Raw genomic sequence first — 16,902 nt, forward strand, 5'->3', positions numbered from 1 at the left:
CCTGCACGATAATGCCAATAACCACTAAGGAGGCCATGTGATCGATGGGCAACCGCTAGCTTGCTTTCAGCCGTTCATCGACACCGCGACGGGCCGCATTGCCGGTATTGAAGCATTGGGACGCCTGCGTCAGGCGGACGGCAGCCTGCAATCGGTGGGTCCGCTGTTCGCAGATCCGCGGCGCGCCGCCGCCGAACTGCGACGGCTCGACCGCCTGCTGCGCGACAATGCGCTGAGCCGCCTGCATGAGGCGCCCCATGACTGGTTTCTGAGCCTGAACATTTCGCCGCGCTGGATCAGTCGACTGCGCCCCGGCCAGCCGCTGCCAAGCCTCAAGCAGCTGCAGAGCCACGGCATCGCTGCGCAAAGAATCGTTTTCGAGATCACTGAACTGGGTGGCGACAGCCAGCGACTCAGCGACGTCGTGGCGCGTTATCGGGAGGCCGGCGCGCGTATTGCGATCGACGATTTTGGCGCCGGGTACTCGCAGCTTGACCGCGTGCTGGCGCTGCAACCGGACATCCTCAAACTCGACATGCGTCTGTTCCAGGCCGCCGCCCGCGGTGGCCCGAGCAGTGACGTGGTCAAGGCACTGGCGCAGATGGCCGAAAAGACCGGGTGCTGGATCATTGCCGAGGGCGTCGAGACCGAAGCCGAGCTGCACTTCGCCCTCGAATGCGGCTCGCGCTACGTGCAAGGGTTTCTGTTCGCCCAGGCACAGCTGGATTTTTTTGCGGCTGATGCCTTCGTCCCCCGCTTTGCCGAACTGCGGGACCGCTACGTGCTGCAGAAGGTCGTCGAGCGCGAGCGGCTGATGCAGCTGCGCAAGCACTTGAGTCAGTTGATGGCACGTTTGCAGGGCTGGGCCGAGGGTGACGCGCCGCTGGCAGAATTGCCGCCCATGCAGGAATTTCCCTGGCTGCTGCGCTTCTATCAATGCGACCGCCATGGCACCCAGCTCACGCCGAATCTGGAATGGCGCAATGGCGCGTGGGTAGCCGACAGCCGCTACATGGGCCACAACTGGTCGTGGCGTCCTTACTTCTACCACCTGCTCGCCGAAGGCTGGCATGAGCGACGCCTGACCTTGTCTAACACCTATCGCGACGCGACCAGCAACCAGTATTGCCTCACGGCCGGGCAATTCTTCGACAACGGCCAGCGCCTGCTGCTGATCGACGTCGACGCCGCGGGCCTCTGATCCTTCCGTCTCGCGCCATCTTGTGCTTGCAGCCGGATGGGCGAACCGGGAAGCTAGGCCGGTAATCACCCGACGGAGTACCGGCCTTGGATTGGCAAACCCTGCTCACCCGCGAGCGCCTAGGCAAAACCCTGCACAGCCCCGAAGAACTGGGGCGCAGCCCGTTTCACAAGGATCATGACCGGATCATCTTCTCCGGCGCCTTTCGCCGACTGGGCCGCAAGACCCAGGTCCATCCGGTGACCAGCAACGACCACATTCACACCCGCCTGACCCACTCACTGGAAGTGAGCTGCGTCGGTCGCTCGCTGGGCATGCGCGTCGGCGAAACCCTGCGCGGCGCCCTCCCCGACTGGTGCGACCCGAGCGATCTGGGCATGGTCGTGCAATCGGCCTGCCTGGCCCACGACATCGGCAATCCGCCGTTCGGCCACTCCGGGGAAGACGCCATCCGAAACTGGTTCAAGCAAGCGGCGGGCCGCGGCTGGCTGGACGCAATGAGCGACGTCGAGCGCGACGACTTCCTCAACTTCGAAGGCAACGCGCAAGGTTTCCGGGTACTGACGCAACTGGAATACCACCAGTTCGAAGGCGGTACACGCCTGACCTACGCCACCTTGGGGACGTATCTCAAGTACCCGTGGACCGCGCGTCACGCCGACTCGCTGGGCTATAAGAAGCACAAGTTCGGCTGCTATCAGAGCGAGCTGCCGATTCTTGAACAGATCGCGACCCGGCTGGGCCTGCCTCAACTGGAAGAACAGCGCTGGGCTCGCCACCCGCTGGTGTACCTGATGGAAGCGGCGGACGACATCTGTTACGCGCTGATCGACCTGGAAGACGGCCTGGAAATGGAGCTGCTCAACTACGCCGAGGTCGAATCCATTCTGCTCAGCCTGGTGGGCGACGATCTGCCGGAGACCTACCGTCAATTGGGTCCGGACGATTCGCGGCGGCGTAAACTCGCGATATTGCGCGGCAAGGCCATCGAACACCTGACCAACGCCGCCGCCCGCGCTTTCGTCGAGCAGCAGGACGCGTTGCTGGCCGGCACGCTGCAAGGCGATCTGGTGGAGCACATGCACGGCCCGGCCAAGCGCTGCGTGCTCAGTGCCAAAGACATGGCGCGCAAGAAAATCTTCCAGGACAAGCGCAAGACGCTGCACGAAATCGGCGCTTACACGACGCTGGAGATCCTCCTCAATGCGTTTTGTGGCGCGGCGCTGGAGCAATTCGGCGGGCACACACCCTCGTTCAAGAGCCGGCGCATCCTCGATCTGCTGGGCAACAATGCGCCTGATCCGTCCTGGCCGCTGCACACCTCGTTTTTGCGAGTCATCGACTTCATTGCCGGGATGACCGACAGCTACGCCAGTGAGATGGCGCGGGAAATGACCGGACGTTCGAGCCCGGTCTGACGCACGAGCCGCTCTGGAAAAGCCCGATTCCCACCGAGGAATCGGGCTTTTTATTTCAGCCAATCAGGAAAAGAAAACCCAAACTTCGGAATCTTCCTACGGCGCCATCAGAAACACCCTATCGCCGCCTACAGACCTCTCCCGAATAATCCGCGCCAGCCCGTGCGCTGGAACACTCCTTCCATTACCTGCCCGAGGCATCGGTTCACGCCATAAGCCCCTGCCGGATGCACTCCATTCGCCAAGATCTCGACCCGCCTGCCGCCTCGCCTGGAACCGCCCATGTTCAGACCCAATCTTCGTATTCTGCTGGTAGAGGACCATCCGTTTCAGCTGATCGCTCTGCAGATCCTGCTCAACAATCATGGCCTGTACCTGCTGACGCCGGCCCTTACCGCGATGGAAGCCATGACAGCGCTGGAACGAAGTCCGCAGCCTTATGACTTGCTGCTGTGCGATCAACGCCTGCCTGATATGAGTGGCATGGAATTGATTCAGGCCGCCAGCCAGCGCGGCTTGATTCAGCAAGCGGTGTTGCTGAGCGGCCTTGAATCCACTCAGTTGAGCGCCTTGGAATGCGCTGCCAGGGAAAAAGGCCTGCCGCTGCTCGGATGCCTGAACAAGCCTTTGAACACGCTGGAATTACGCCGGCTGCTTGCACTGCCGGTTCAGGATGACTGAATCGCCCCGGGTCAATTCGCAGGACAGAAAAGCGCGATTCTAAAGCGACGCGTTCAACGCCCACGTCAAACTTAGCCACAAATGTGGGACTATTCCCAAAGGAAATAAACAGGATTGAATTGATGCAGTTTTGTGACGTGTTTGATCTCGACTTTTCTAGCCGTTCGTGACCGTTTTAAGTATTGACGTACGCTAATACGCTAATTTTTGTAGGAACTTTCCTATATGTGGCGATCAGCATGATCTGTTCATGTGCGCTTTCAAACATCTGGGATAAGGTGCGCGCTTTCTTCGCCACTCGTTATGGATTGAATCATGAACTCGATTTTTATCATCGATGATCACCCGGTCATTCGGCTTGCCATCCGCATGCTGCTGGAGAATGAAAACTACGTGATCGTCGGTGAAACCGATAATGGCGTGGACGCCATGCAGATGGTCCGCGAATGCATGCCGGACCTCATCATCCTCGACATCAGCATTCCCAAGCTCGACGGGCTGGAGGTGCTGGCCCGCTTCAACGCCATGCACCTGCCCTCCAAGATTCTCGTGCTGACCGCTCAGGCGCCCAGCCTGTTCGCCATTCGCTGCATGCAATCCGGCGCGGCCGGGTATGTGTGCAAGCAGGAAGATTTGAGCGAACTTGTGAGTTCGGTCAAGGCGGTATTATCCGGCTACAATTACTTTCCAAGCCAGGCGCTTGCCGCGTCGCTCAAGAAAGATGGCGATCCCAACGAAATCGAACGTTTCAAACTGGTCAACGACCGCGAATTGATGGTATTGCAATTGTTTGCCCAGGGCCGAACGAACAAGGAAATAGCCAAAGGCATGTTCTTGAGTAACAAAACGGTGAGCACCTACAAAACCCGCTTGATGCAAAAACTGAAAGCCAAGACTCTGGTAGAACTTATCGAGATGGCAAAACGCAATTCGTTAGTGTGAGAGACAGGATGCCGAAGGCGATAAAGGACTATTGGATAGCGGCCGTACTTGTCTGCCTCTGCCTCGATACGCAGGCACAACAACCTGCCGCGGCTGAACGCTACACGTTGCTCAGCCGGTCCAACCCCGCGCACATGGACGTGACGCTGGACCGGGCCCAATGGCAATGGGTGCGTAATAAACGCGAACTGATTCTGGGCACCTCCGCGCCGGACTACCCGCCCTTCGACATGACCCTCACAGGCCACGACTATGAAGGTTTCACGGCCGATTACGCAGGGATCCTCGGGCGCGTGCTCGACCTGCCGATCAAGGTTCTGCGGTTTGCCAGCCGGGACGAGGCGATGGATGCGCTGGTCAACGGCGACATCGATCTGCTGGGCAGCGCCAATGGCTATGAAGCGCGAGCGAAGGATGTAAGGCTGTCCTCGCCCTATGCCGTGGACCAGCCGGTGCTGGTCACCCGCGCCGGGGAAGTCAGGCCGCTGAACGGCGACCTCAACGGCCTGCGTCTGAGCATGGTTTATCACTACCTGCCGCCCGACGAAATCGGCGCCCTGTATCCCAAAGCCCGTCTGCAGACCTTCCCCTCGTTCCAGAGCGCAATCAATGCCGTGGCGTTCAATCAGGCCGACGTCTTTCTGGGCGACACCATTTCCACCCATTACGTCATCAACAAGGGCTACCTGAACAACGTGCAGATGGCCAACTTCGGCAAGCACGAGGCAAACGGTTTCAGCTTTGCGGTTCAGGCGTCCAACACGATGCTGCTCGACATCGTCAATCTGGTGCTCAAGGGCATTCCGGTCGAAGAGCGGATTTCCATCTCCAAACGCTGGGGCGCCGGCAGCGACCTGATGCTGACCGATCAGAAGCTGCAGCTGAGCCAGCGCGAAGAACGCTGGATCGCCCAGCATCCGACGGTGCGCGTGGTGTTCAACGAGGCGTACGCGCCGCTGACGTTCTTCGATGCCAATGGCAACTTCAGTGGCGTGACGGCCGATCTGCTGGAGTTGATTCGCCTGCGCACCGGCCTGAACTTCAAGGTCACTCACGCCCAGGGCATGAGCGACATGGCCAATCAGTTGAGCCAGGGCCAGGCCGACCTGATCGGCGCCATGATTCCCAGCGACGAGCGCGAGAATCGCTTCAACTTCAGCCGGCCCTACATGGATAACGTCTTCGTGCTGGTCACGCGCAAAGAGCCGTCGGCGCCGTCCAATCTCGAGCAGCTGGACGGCAAGCGCGTCGCGCTGGCGCTGAGCAGTCCGATCCTGCCCTACCTCGCCCGCAGCTATCCGGGCATCTATCCGGTGGAAGTCGACAACCCCGCTCAAGCGTTGGACATGCTGGCCCACGGCCGTGCGGAAGGCGCGGTCACCTCCTTGTTCAGCGCCAGTTACTTCCTCTCATCGCGGGCTCTGAACGATACACTGCAGATGCGCGTGACCGTGGGCCAGGAGCCTGCGCGGATCGCGATGGCCACGTCACGCAACGCGACCGAACTGAGTTCGATCATCGACAAGGCGCTCTCCAGCATCGCGCCCGAAGACCTTGCCGCGATCAACAACCGCTGGCGCACTTACTCGCCGCCCGGAAGCGGCGCGTGGCACGACTATCAGTTGCTCATCTACCAGATCATCGTCGGCGCCAGCCTGCTGCTGCTCGGGTCTCTGGCCTGGAACGCGTGGATGCGGCGCCAGATAAAGCAACGCGAACGGGCCGAGCGCGCCCTGAATGACCAGTTCGAGTTCATGAGTGCACTGGTCAACGGCACGCCCCACCCGATCTATGTGCGCGATCGCGACGGCCTGTTGAAAATCTGCAACGACAGTTACCTGGCCGCGTTTGCGGCGCAACGCGACGAGGTCATCGGCAAAAGCATTCTGGACGGCGTGCTGAGCAACACCGAAGAAGCCCTCGGCTACGTCGAGGATTACAAGCGCGTGATGTCAGAAAACGAGCCGCTGATTCTCGATCGCTCCCTGCACATCCACGGCAAACACCTGACGATCTATCACTGGATCCTGCCGTTTCGCGATTCACTGGGCAAAGTGCAGGGCATCATCGGCGGCTGGATCGACATCAGCGAACGCCGCCAGTTGATCGAGCAACTGCAGACCGCGAAAGACCTGGCCGATGACGCGAACCGGGCCAAGAGCACGTTTCTGGCGACCATGAGCCACGAGATCCGCACGCCCATGAATGCCGTGATCGGCATGCTCGAACTGGCGCTCAAACGCGCGGACACCGGGCATCTCGATCGCCCCGCCATCGAGGTGGCCTACAGTTCTGCCAAGGACCTGCTGGAACTGATCGGCGACATCCTGGACATTGCCCGGATCGAATCCGGACGTCTGAGCCTCAGTCCTGAACGGGCCAATCTGCGCCAGTTGGTGGAATCAGTGATCCGCGTCTTCGACGGTCTGGCGCGACAGAAAAGCCTGACACTGGTGCTGGATCTGGACGCGCGGACCAACACCGACGTGCTGATCGACCCTTTGCGCTTCAAACAGATCCTCTCCAATCTGATCAGCAACGCCATCAAGTTCACCGAGCAGGGGCAGATCAGGATCAGCCTGCAAACCGCAGACGGCCGCACCGAGCAGCAAATGCGGCTGCAGGTGGTCATTCATGACAGCGGCATCGGCATCACTGAAGAAGACCAGCAGCGTCTGTTCGAACCCTTTGCGCAGGTGGACCACTCCGCGCAACTGGCCCGGACCGGCGCAGGTCTTGGTCTGGTGATCTGCCGCAGCCTGTGCGAGATGATGGGCGGCGCGCTGACCCTCAGCAGTCAGCCGGGCGACGGCACCCGCGTGGAAATGACGCTGGACCTCACCACCCTTGAGCCTCTCGCTGCCCAGGCGCTTTCCCGGGACAGCACGCCCGGCACCTCAACGCAGCTCAATATTCTGATTGTCGACGACCACCCCGCCAACCGCCTGCTGCTGTTCGAACAACTGTGCTTCCTCGGCCATCGTTGCGACATGGCGATTCAAGGCGCGGACGGCCTGGAACGCTGGCGTGCCGAACGCTTCGATCTGGTGATCGCGGACTGCAACATGCCGGTCATGAACGGCTACGACCTGACCCGGGCGATCCGCGAACTGGAACGCAGCGAGCCACGGCCGCCGTGCACGGTGCTGGGTTTCACCGCCAATGCGCAGCCGGAGGAAAAGCAACGCTGCCGTGACGCGGGCATGGACGACTGCCTGTTCAAACCCATCAGCCTCACTGCGCTGAACGATCGCTTGAGCAACGTAGCGCCGCTGCCCCCGCTGCCGCCGCTCGCCGAGACCGGGGAAACCGAGGTCTTTGACGCAATTAGCGTTGAGACCTTGACCGGTGGCCGTCAGGAAATGACTGACAGGTTGATCGGTCAACTGATCGAGAGCGCCCGTGAAGACCGCGCCGAACTGGCGGCACTGGTCCCCGCCGCACATCGCCAGCAGTTGCTGGATGTCGGCCACAAGATTCGTGGCGCAGCCCGGATCATCAGCGCAACCGACGTGATCACGTGCTGCCAGGCGCTGGAAGAGGCCTGCGAGGCCCACGGGAACGATGATGAAATCGGCGCCCGTCAACACGCCCTTGACCTTGCGATGCAGACACTGGAGCGCGCACTCATCGCCTACAAGGCGAAAGGCAACCCACTGGAAAAAGGCCCGCAGCAATGATCCTGACGCCCATGACCGAGCGCGACTTCGAAGCGTTTCTCTCACACTCGATTGCAGGCTATGCGCAAGACATGCAACACACGTATCACGTCCCCGCGTCCTTTGCGCTAGACAGCGCAACGCAGGCATTCAACGCCCTGCTCCCCGACGGCCTGCAGACGGAGGATCACCACCTGTTCCGGCTGGAGACGCTGACGGGACAGCGCGTCGGAACGGCCTGGTTCGGCGTGCAGATCGATGCACCGCTGCCGGCAAAAATGTTCATCTACGATCTGGAAATCCACCAGGCCTTTCAGCGCCAGGGCTTTGCAAGTCAGGCATTGCAGGCCATCGAGCGCTGGGCAGAGCAACGCGATATCCGGCGTCTGGAACTCAATGTGTTCGCCCACAACGAAGCGGCGCAGGGCCTGTATCGGCGTGCGGGAATGCAAGTCAGTGAAATGACGATGGGAAAGGATTTGCAGGGGGTGGCGTGCGCCGAATGAAGAACATTCAAAGGCCGGGCATTCAGGCCCGACGACGGGAGCAGGCCCATGGCCTGCTCCCGCGATGCCTCAGGCTGCCGGATTGATCGGCTTTTCCGGATACCAGGCGTCCAGCAACGGGCTGACTTCAACCTTGGTCAGTTCGCTGCGGGCCTTGAGCCAGCTTTCAACGGTGGCGCGCTGCTCTTCGGTGACCGAGCCACGCTCAGCCAGGCAAACCAGACCGTAGTCATCGCCGCCTACGTAATCCAGACCGTTGGCATCCATCGCTTCTTCCAGGAAGGCGTCGAGGAATGCGTCAATCGCCGCGTCGTCCAGGTCTTCCTTGAACTCCAAGTTCAGTTCAAAGCCCAGCTCCTGGAATTCATCCACGCAGAGTTTTTTGCGCAGACGGCGGGAACGGTTAGTCGCCATGGAAACAATCCTCAAAAGTAAATATCGGGCGGCACTTTACCAGCTTGGCCCGACAAAAGCCCGAAACCGCATCGCGGGCCGGACGACATACCGCAGAAAATCGCGTTTTAACGTGACAATCGGCTGACAACTGCAAAAAATAGCGGCGTTTGACGGCTGCACCCCGGCGCAAGTCACCAAAGCTTGGGGCATAATGCCGCTTTATCGAGGCGCACTGTGCCAGCCTGCCGGCGACACGGTTTTTTTTCAGCCTCCGTTTTTTTGTTGCGAGGGAATCCATCCCCTCTTCGTCTCCCTCTTTTCTGCAGTAGGGTTTACTGAATGATCAAGTCTTTGCGTCCGCTGTTTCTTGCCACCCTGCTTCTGCCGATTTCACTGTCCGTTTCTGCCGCCCCTATCAACACCGCGCTGCCGCCCAAGGTTCAGGAAGCCCTGAAGGCGAGCAAGCTGCAGAACGATGCGCTGTCGCTGGTCATGCTGCCGGTCAGCGGCCCGGGCACACCCACCGTTTTCAACGCTGACGTGTCGGTCAATCCGGCCTCGACGATGAAGCTGGTTACCACCTATGCCGCGCTGGAAATGCTCGGCCCCACCCATCAGTGGAAAACCGAGTTCTATACCGATGGCACGCTGAGCAATGGCGTCCTGCGCGGCAACCTGTATCTGAAAGGCGGCGGCGATCCGAAGCTGAACATGGAAAAGCTGTGGCTGCTGATGCGCGACCTGCGCGCCAACGGCGTTCAGCAAGTGACAGGCGATCTGGTGCTGGACCGTAGCCATTTCGTCCAGCCGCAGTTGCCGGTCTTCGATGACGATGGCAATGACAAGAACAAGCCGTTTCTGGTGCGCCCGGATTCGTTGATGGTCAACCTCAAAGCCCTGCGCTTCGTCACCCGAAACGACGGCGGCAAGATTCTGGTGTCGGTGGAGCCGCCGATTGCCGCGATTCACATCAACAATCAGGTCAAGGCGCTGTCCTCGAACAAGTGCACGGGCGATGTCCTCTATAACCCGGTCCCGGAAGCCGATGGCGGGATTACCGTGACCGTCTCCGGCCAGCTCGGCGACGGCTGCAACTCGCAGACGTATCTGTCGCTGCTCGATCACCCGACCTACACCGCAGGCGCAGTGCGTGCCATCTGGCAGGAGCTGGGCGGCACCATTCTGGGCAAGGACCGGCTTGATGTGGTGCCCGGCAGCGCGAAACTGCTGGCCAAGGCTTACTCGCCGGATCTGGCGGAAATCATCCGCGACATCAACAAATTCAGTAACAACACCATGGCGCAGCAACTGTTCCTGAGCCTGGGTTCGGAGTTCCGCAACGAAGCGGACGGTGATGACGCCAAGGCCGCGCAGCGCGTCGTGCGTCAGTGGCTGGCGAAGAAAGGCATCATTGCAACGCACCTGGTCATGGAGAACGGCTCCGGCCTGTCCCGTGCCGAACGCGTCAGCGCCCGGGAGATGGCACAGATGCTTCAGGCCGCCTGGAACAGCCCCTATCAGGCCGAGTTCATGAGCTCGCTGCCCTTGGCCGGCATGGACGGCACCATGCGCAAACGCCTGAAACGCACCGCGTTGCGTGGCGAAGCACACATCAAGACCGGCACACTGAACACCGTACGCGCGATTGCCGGTTTCAGCCGGGACAGCAACGGCAGCACCTGGGTCGTCGTCGCGATCCTCAACGATCCACGTCCATGGGGCGCCTCATCGGTACTCGATGAAGTGCTGGTGAGCATGTTCAACCAGCCAAAACTGGCGAACACCACCATTTCCCTGCAGCAATAATCCGCTGCGAACCTGCGCGCCGCCGTCACTCACGGCGCGCGCAGCCCTCGCCTCACCAGCTCTCGCCCAACCCCAGCAACCCCAGAATCTGCTTGCGCAAATCGACCAGATACGGGTCATCACGGTGCCGCGGATAAGGCCGTTCGATGGTCAGCTGGGCCTTGATCTTCGCAGGCCGGTCGCTGAACACGATCACCCGATTGGCCAGCAGCAAGGCCTCTTCAACGTCATGGGTCACCAGCAGCGCGGTATACCCCTGACGCTGCCAGAGATCGATCAGCTCCTGCTGCATGGCGATCCGCGTGAGGGAATCCAGCTTGCCCAAAGGCTCATCGAGAATCAGCAGTCTCGGCTCGTTGACCAAGGCTCGCGCCAGCGCCACGCGTTGCGCCATGCCGCCAGACAGCTGACGTGGATAGGCCCGGGCAAACTGGCTCAGACCCACTTTGGCCAGTGCCTCGTCGACCTTGCCCTTGGTGGTTTTCAGCAAGCCCTGTGCTTCGAGCCCCAGGGCGACGTTGTCCCAGACCCTGCGCCACGGGTACAGCGTAGGGTCCTGAAACACCACGACCCGACTCGGGTCCGGCCCGGTGATGTCTGCCCCGTCGGCGGCCAGGGTTCCGCTGTCCGCGGATTCCAGCCCCGCCACCAGTCGCAGCAACGTCGACTTGCCGCACCCGGAAGGCCCCAGCAGCGCGACGAATTCGCCCGGCTCGACGTTCAGCGAGACACGCTCGAGCACCGGCAACGTGTGCCCTTCGAGGGAAAACCCGTGGCTGAGGTTATCGATGCGCAGCGACAAACCCGGGCTGGCCCCAGCGTTCAATGCGCGTGCCGTACTCACCATTTCATTGCTCCTTGCTGCCAGGCCAATAGCCGGTCACGCACCAGAAACAGCGCTGAAATCAACCCTGAACAGGCCAGCGCCATGATCAACAACGCGGCATACATGTTGGCGTACGCCGCCCAACCCTGCGCCCATTGCAAATACCAGCCGATGCCGGATTTCACGCCCATCATTTCCGCGACCACCAAGGTCGAGAACGATGCGCCCAGGCCCATGAACAATCCGACGAAAACGTGCGGCAAGGCAGCGGGAATGGCGACCTTGAAAATCAGGAAACGCTGACTGGCGCCCAACGTACGGGCCACGTCGTAGTAGGCCTTGTCGACGCTGGACACACCGGACCACGTCAGAACGGTGACCGGAAACCAGGTCGCCAGGGCAATGAGAAAGACGCTCGCGCTCCAGCTGCTGGGGAACAGGAAAAAGCACAGCGGCAGCAACGCCGTCGACGGCACCGGTCCCAGAATCCGCAGCACCGGGTGAAGCCAGTAGCCGATGCTGCGCGACCAGCCGATGGCGACCCCGGCGATAAAGCCGGTGATTGCGCCCAGCGCCACGCCGCTGCCCAACAGGATGGCCGAGTGAAACAGGCTGTCGGCCAGTCGTGGCCAGTCTTCGACGTAGACGTCGAGCAATGCCTGGGGCGGCGCGAAGAATGGCACGGGCAACCAGGCGAGCTTGGCCGTGAGCAATTCCCAGAGGCTCAGCACCACGGGCAAGGCGATCAGCCACGGCCCAAGGTGTCGGGTCCGCGCCGACAGCCGTTGCGACCAGCGTGCGACGATGACCGCGAGCACGATCAGACCGGTCACCGCCAGACACACATTCGCCAGGCCCTGCGTCATCGGCCAGGTGCGCGTGGCGTTCGGCAGGTAAACGATCAGCAGCGCGGAGGCCAGCCAGAAGGCGGCGGCAACGAGCCCTTGCAGCCAGAGCCCGGACGTCGGGGATTCAGCCCGCGCCCGGATCGCGGACACCTCAACTGAAGACATCGGCGGTGATCTCCCCGGCAAAGGTGTTGGCATCGGTGCTCTGGCGAATCACCTCGACCGTCTTGAGGTCACGCACGTAGGTGGCGATCTCGGCGGTCAGCGCGGCGCCGACGGCGTGATGGCCGTGGGTGTGATCGTGAAGAATGGCGACCACTTCCTCGGTCGTGGTATTGAGCGCGTAGGCCTGGAAACCTTTGGCCACTTCCTCCGGGTGCTTCACCGAGTAATCGTGGGCTTCGAGGATCGCCTGGGTCAGCGCCGCCACCACGCGCTTGTCGTCGCGCGCCAGTTTGCCGGTCACGCCCACCACGCAGCAGCTCAGGTTGGCGTACTCCTCCACCAGATTCGTCGACAACTCGCGGGCCTTGCCGGCCTTGATCAAGCGATACATGAACGGGTCGCTGCCGCTGACCGCCTGAACCTCGCCACGCTCCAGCGCCGTGCCGAGCAAATCGGCCGGATAGAGCCGCCATTCGACATCGCGGGTCGGGTCGACGCCGTGCTTCTTCAGTAAAATGGAAAAGAAATTGCGGTCAGGGCTGGCCATGTCCGTGACACCAATGGCCTTGCCTTTGAGGTCTTCAAGCCTGCTCACGCCGCCATTCGCGGCGCTCAGCAGACGAAGGCAGCCGCCATGAGTGCCTGCCGTCAGCTTGACGTCGAAACCTTGTTCGAGGGCCTTGAGCCAGCGCAGCGCCATGCCGATTCCCGCATCCGCCTTGCCAGTGGCAATCGCCTCGAGCAGCACCTCGGTGGAGTTGCCGAAATTGACCAGTTCGACATCCAGATTGTGCTTCTTGAAAAATCCCTGACCGTGGGCGATGACCACCGGCGCCAGACACACTGCATTGAGGTTGATCGCCAGCTTCAACGCACGCGGCTGGTCGAGCCGGATGAATTCGCCGGTGCCGGCCGGCTCCGCTGACGCCTCTGCGCCATGCGCTGCATGATCGGCATGCTCGTCGATGGCCCAGACGCTGCGTGGCAGCGACAGCAGAAACGGTGATGCCAGTGCGGCGCTTGCCAGCCCCAGCACACGACGACGGCTCAGATGATCGAAAACGGCCATGGGTGTTCCCTTACCAGATGAATGAAATGGACGCGTCAATCTGGAAGGTTCTAATAACCAATTCTAAGGTTCCAGCGACTGCTTAAAACCTTATCACCCGATCTTTAATTACTTAAATTCATTTTTATTCTAAATGACTATGCAAACAGTCTATGTAACGCGGCAGTACCCGCGGCATGATGCGTAGTGTGGCCCATCGGCTTCGGAGGTTTCTGACAGCGATGTCATCCAGGCATGCGCCGGTGCGGCTAAGCTGGTGAATCAGAACAACCACTCGGGAATGTGAGACCCATGAGAACCCAGACTGGTAAACGAAAGCGCGACTCCCTGCTGATTCCAGGCCTGCTGGCGGCCGCACTGTTCGCCTCGGGCGTGTCTAGGGCGGACGATGCCAAACCTACGCGTGTGCGCGGCGCGATCACGGCGGTTGAAGGCGACCATTTGAAGGTCCACAGCAACCGTGGTGAGGATGTTCAGGTCAACCTCACGCCGGACACCCAGGTACGCGGCGTGACGCTGGCTCAGGTGTCGGAAATCAAGCCTGGCAGCTACATCGGCTCGGCCGCCGTGCCAATGCCGGATGGCACGTTGAAAGCGCTGGAGGTGCATGTCTTTCCCCCGGAAATGGCCGGCACCGGCGACGGCCATAGGGCGTTCGACCTTGCCAAGGACAGCACCATGACCAATGGGTCGGTGGGGGATCTGGTCACCAGCGAAGGCCGCACCATCACGGTCAATTACAAAGGTGGCCAGAAGAAGATTCTGATTCCGGATGACGTCCCGATCGTCAACCTCGTGCCGGGTGATCGCAACCTGCTCAAGCCTGGTGTGAAGATCGTGCTGCAGGCACAGAAAGGTGCAGACGACACCCTGACCGCGCTGTCGATTTCTGCCGGGGAAAATGGCGTGACGCCGCCGATGTAGGACCTGAAACCGTTGCGCGTGGTTCGCCAGTGATGCACCGTGCGGAGGCGCCTTTGCAGGGCGCCTCCGAACGGTCGGTCAACTGAGGCTGATCACAGACATGTCGCCAGCACTGCGCCGCGCTGGTCGACCACTTTGGCACCCGGTTTGGCGTAGAAATTGATGGTGGTTGAGCCGCCCTTCCCCAGCACGTCGGCGAAATACTCGCCTTCGGTGGTGTAAACGGTGAACTCGCCCGGCTTGCCCGTTTCCATGAACACGTCGGCGACATCCCCGAACAGCTGCACATTGGCCCAGGTGACCTTGATGCACTCAGCCACCGCCGCGGCCGGTTTCTGGCTCGCGTACACATGCGCAGGTCCCGCAGACCGCGTTTGATTCAAGCTCATGCAGCCGGCCAGCATCACCAGCGCAACCGCGCCCGCCCAATGTTTCATGACATTCCTTATCGCTGAAAAAACCGCGATCTTAGCAGCAAGCCCGAGGATTCCCTACCGCCACGGATCAACATGACGACCCTCGAAGCGTGGCTGCATGATGCTTGTCGTGCAGCCACCAGGCGAACCGTTGCAGGGTCAGTCATCCAGCCCCGCAGGCGGAGCGGCGGGCGCGTTTTTGCCGGCCTTGCCTGGCTTGCCAGCCGGCGCTGCCGCCTTGGGTTCGGCAACCGGCGCGCTTGGCGCGGCAGCCGCTTCTTTTTCAGCCATCGGCATCTGGTCGATGGTGCTGAAAATTTCCTTGGGATCGATCGAGCCTTTATGGTCGATCTTCGTTTCGCCGTCCTTGCCGACGAGAATCACCTGCGCCTGATCGCCCGGCCGCGCACCCAGCTTCAGATCACGAATCAGCGACATGGTCGCCTGTGCATCCATGTCCTTGCCGTTGCGCTGGCCGATCATGTTCACGACCGTATAGAGAACCATGTTGCGCTTGGCGAAGGCTTCTTTGTTGGCAGGTTCGTCGAGGCTTTTCTTGAGGCTCACCAGCGTCGGGTCGACCGAGCTGGAAGCGATGATGATCAACGGACGAGACTTGCCACGCTCCTGAGTCAATGGGGTATCACCGTCAGCGGCAAACAACGGGCCTGCAACGGCGAACAGAATGGCAAGGGTCAGCGACCGACTAAACATACACACCTCCTTTCGATTTCCATGCACTGATGATCGCGCATCGTGGCAAAAGGTCCAGCCGATAGCTTGAAAAATCAGGAATTTTTTTGTCGAGAGCCAGGTTTGGTGAGTGGAACGCGATGCCACGCGCCGGGAATCCGGGGAGGAGTGAAGGACGTGCCGGCCCATTCAGGACGGTAAACGGACACAAAAAAAGGGTGACCCTCTCGGATCACCCTTTTCGCACCGCCCAGCAGAGCGGATTTTATCTGGTAGGCGCGATTGGACTCGAACCAACGACCCCCACCATGTCAAGGTGGTGCTCTAACCAACTGAGCTACGTGCCTGCTGTGGGTCGGCATTCTACGGATATTCAAATGTGTGTCAACGTCTTTTTCGCGCCTTAAGCCTATGAATATGCGAATTTTTTACGAGGCGTCGCCGGACAAATGCCGCTGGTCGCCATGATGGCACGATGTTCGTGTCACAGATGACCAAGTTCAGGTAAGGACCACGACAAGGAGATCACCTGATGAACAAATCAATTGCGGCACTGGCGCTTGGCTGCGCCCTGACCTGCGCTTCATTCATGGCTGCCGCAGGTTCGACCGCTCCAGGCATGGGGCCGCCACCTTCGCAGACGGGTGTAGACCCTCGCCAGCAGGGTCAGGATCCAGCCCGACAAGGCACCGACATGGACAGCGGCTCGGGCGTAGGCATCCGCAGTGGCATGGGCACCTCGATGAGCAATGGGACAGGCAACGACAACGATGCCGATCTTCCGGGCGGCGACACCACTGGCGGCGGTTCGGCAGGCAGCTCGAAAGGTTCGGGCGGCAGCTCATCCAGTGCGGGCGGCGCAGGCGGCTGATCAATCCGAAGTTCCGCGCTGGCGGCGGATGATCCACAAAGGGCGCTCCACGAGCGCCCTTTGCCATATCCGCACGGTTATGACTCGACTGTTATTGCTCGACTGTTATTACCCGAGCCGTCATGCCGCACGTCACCTCGAGGCTTTGCTATATTCCGCGCCCACCAGAGGCGACGAGATGAACGCCTTGGAACGAATGCAGGCTGAAGGAGAGCAATACCGTGGGGATGAAGAAATCGGCGCTGGAACTCAAGCGCGACCTCAATACGATCGCCGGCAACCTCGAGCGTACGGCCGGGGAGATCAGTCGCCTGGCCGAGCGCGTCAAAGACGTTGACGTGGTGGCCGTGCTGCACCTGATGAACCAGCAGTACAAAGACGCCGATCGGCTGCGCGCTTACGTGGATGAGATCAAAGCTGGCCGGATTACTCGCGCCAGGTCCGAATAACGCCAGGATTGCCCGGGCATCGCAACTGAGCT

General features: G+C 60.8%; 16 protein-coding genes and 1 tRNA gene. 10 read left to right on the forward strand and 7 right to left on the reverse strand.

Going from position 1 to position 16,902, the window contains the following annotated elements:
• Positions 1-37: 37 nt before the first annotated feature.
• The 6 genes from AAGQ88_RS16365 to AAGQ88_RS16390 all read left to right on the forward strand — a co-directional run bounded on the left by AAGQ88_RS16365 (position 38) and on the right by AAGQ88_RS16390 (position 8,407).
• A complete protein-coding gene (locus AAGQ88_RS16365; RefSeq protein ID WP_342652958.1) occupies positions 38-1,201 on the forward strand; it encodes an EAL domain-containing protein in 1,164 nt (387 codons plus the stop codon).
• Between the two features lie 86 nt (positions 1,202-1,287).
• Entirely contained in the window at positions 1,288-2,619 is a 1,332-nt protein-coding gene (locus AAGQ88_RS16370; RefSeq protein WP_093459104.1) for a deoxyguanosinetriphosphate triphosphohydrolase, read from the forward strand.
• Between the two features lie 282 nt (positions 2,620-2,901).
• Positions 2,902-3,300 carry a response regulator gene (locus tag AAGQ88_RS16375; RefSeq protein ID WP_285424911.1) on the forward strand — a complete coding sequence of 133 codons (399 nt, stop codon included), beginning with the start codon at positions 2,902-2,904 and terminating at the stop codon, positions 3,298-3,300.
• A 315-nt stretch (positions 3,301-3,615) separates the two neighbouring features.
• The gene (locus AAGQ88_RS16380; protein WP_093459106.1) at positions 3,616-4,242 is read left to right on the forward strand and encodes a response regulator transcription factor; all 627 of its coding nucleotides are present in this window, start codon (positions 3,616-3,618) and stop codon (positions 4,240-4,242) included.
• Positions 4,243-4,376: 134 nt separating this feature from the next.
• A complete protein-coding gene (locus tag AAGQ88_RS16385; protein ID WP_342655826.1) occupies positions 4,377-7,922 on the forward strand; it encodes a transporter substrate-binding domain-containing protein in 3,546 nt (1,181 codons plus the stop codon).
• Positions 7,919-8,407, forward strand: a complete 489-nt coding sequence (locus AAGQ88_RS16390) for a GNAT family N-acetyltransferase (RefSeq protein WP_342652959.1) — start codon at positions 7,919-7,921, stop codon at positions 8,405-8,407. The genes AAGQ88_RS16385 and AAGQ88_RS16390 overlap by 4 nt, the downstream gene beginning before the upstream one ends.
• 69 nt (positions 8,408-8,476) lie before the next feature.
• On the opposite strand, the gene AAGQ88_RS16395 is transcribed toward AAGQ88_RS16390, so the two are convergent.
• Positions 8,477-8,821 carry a YggL family protein gene (locus AAGQ88_RS16395; protein ID WP_093459109.1) on the reverse strand — a complete coding sequence of 115 codons (345 nt, stop codon included), beginning with the start codon at positions 8,819-8,821 and terminating at the stop codon, positions 8,477-8,479.
• 321 nt (positions 8,822-9,142) lie between these two features.
• On the opposite strand from AAGQ88_RS16395, the gene dacB reads away from it, so the two are divergent.
• Positions 9,143-10,609: a D-alanyl-D-alanine carboxypeptidase/D-alanyl-D-alanine-endopeptidase gene (gene dacB / locus AAGQ88_RS16400; protein ID WP_342652960.1), complete on the forward strand. Its 1,467-nt coding sequence runs from the start codon at positions 9,143-9,145 to the stop codon at positions 10,607-10,609.
• Positions 10,610-10,661: 52 nt separating this feature from the next.
• Here the strand turns inward: dacB and AAGQ88_RS16405 are convergent, their stop codons facing one another.
• Genes AAGQ88_RS16405 through AAGQ88_RS16415 form a run of 3 tightly spaced genes read right to left on the reverse strand, consistent with a single transcriptional unit; the run spans position 10,662 to position 13,517 of the window.
• Positions 10,662-11,456 carry an ABC transporter ATP-binding protein gene (locus tag AAGQ88_RS16405; RefSeq protein ID WP_342652961.1) on the reverse strand — a complete coding sequence of 265 codons (795 nt, stop codon included), beginning with the start codon at positions 11,454-11,456 and terminating at the stop codon, positions 10,662-10,664.
• The gene (locus AAGQ88_RS16410) at positions 11,450-12,448 is read right to left on the reverse strand and encodes an ABC transporter permease subunit (RefSeq protein WP_342652962.1); all 999 of its coding nucleotides are present in this window, start codon (positions 12,446-12,448) and stop codon (positions 11,450-11,452) included. The genes AAGQ88_RS16405 and AAGQ88_RS16410 overlap by 7 nt, the downstream gene beginning before the upstream one ends.
• Positions 12,435-13,517 (reverse strand): ABC transporter substrate-binding protein, encoded by a 1,083-nt coding sequence (locus AAGQ88_RS16415; protein ID WP_285424916.1) that lies wholly within the window; start codon positions 13,515-13,517, stop codon positions 12,435-12,437. Before AAGQ88_RS16415 ends, AAGQ88_RS16410 begins: the two co-directional genes overlap by 14 nt.
• Before the next feature lie 291 nt (positions 13,518-13,808).
• Between AAGQ88_RS16415 and AAGQ88_RS16420 the strand changes: the two genes are divergently transcribed.
• Positions 13,809-14,441: a DUF5666 domain-containing protein gene (locus tag AAGQ88_RS16420; RefSeq protein WP_342652963.1), complete on the forward strand. Its 633-nt coding sequence runs from the start codon at positions 13,809-13,811 to the stop codon at positions 14,439-14,441.
• Positions 14,442-14,533: 92 nt separating this feature from the next.
• Here the strand turns inward: AAGQ88_RS16420 and AAGQ88_RS16425 are convergent, their stop codons facing one another.
• From AAGQ88_RS16425 to AAGQ88_RS16435, 3 genes are all read right to left on the reverse strand, one after another.
• Complete coding sequence (locus AAGQ88_RS16425) at positions 14,534-14,878, reverse strand: 2-oxoacid ferredoxin oxidoreductase (RefSeq protein ID WP_342652964.1); 345 nt, start codon at positions 14,876-14,878, stop codon at positions 14,534-14,536.
• Between the two features lie 138 nt (positions 14,879-15,016).
• Positions 15,017-15,571, reverse strand: coding sequence for a DUF4174 domain-containing protein (locus AAGQ88_RS16430; protein WP_285424919.1), 555 nt, complete (start codon positions 15,569-15,571; stop codon positions 15,017-15,019).
• A gap of 249 nt (positions 15,572-15,820) precedes the next feature.
• Positions 15,821-15,897, reverse strand: a tRNA-Val gene (locus AAGQ88_RS16435).
• 185 nt (positions 15,898-16,082) lie between these two features.
• Between AAGQ88_RS16435 and AAGQ88_RS16440 the strand changes: the two genes are divergently transcribed.
• Together AAGQ88_RS16440 and AAGQ88_RS16445 are read left to right on the forward strand one after the other, a co-directional pair.
• Positions 16,083-16,421 carry a hypothetical protein gene (locus tag AAGQ88_RS16440; protein ID WP_342652965.1) on the forward strand — a complete coding sequence of 113 codons (339 nt, stop codon included), beginning with the start codon at positions 16,083-16,085 and terminating at the stop codon, positions 16,419-16,421.
• Between the two features lie 221 nt (positions 16,422-16,642).
• Positions 16,643-16,870, forward strand: a complete 228-nt coding sequence (locus tag AAGQ88_RS16445; protein WP_093459117.1) for a hypothetical protein — start codon at positions 16,643-16,645, stop codon at positions 16,868-16,870.
• The last annotated feature ends 32 nt before the right edge of the window (positions 16,871-16,902 follow it).

Origin of the sequence: Pseudomonas sp. F3-2, from assembly GCF_038804275.1 — a bacterium.
GTDB lineage: Bacteria > Pseudomonadota > Gammaproteobacteria > Pseudomonadales > Pseudomonadaceae > Aquipseudomonas.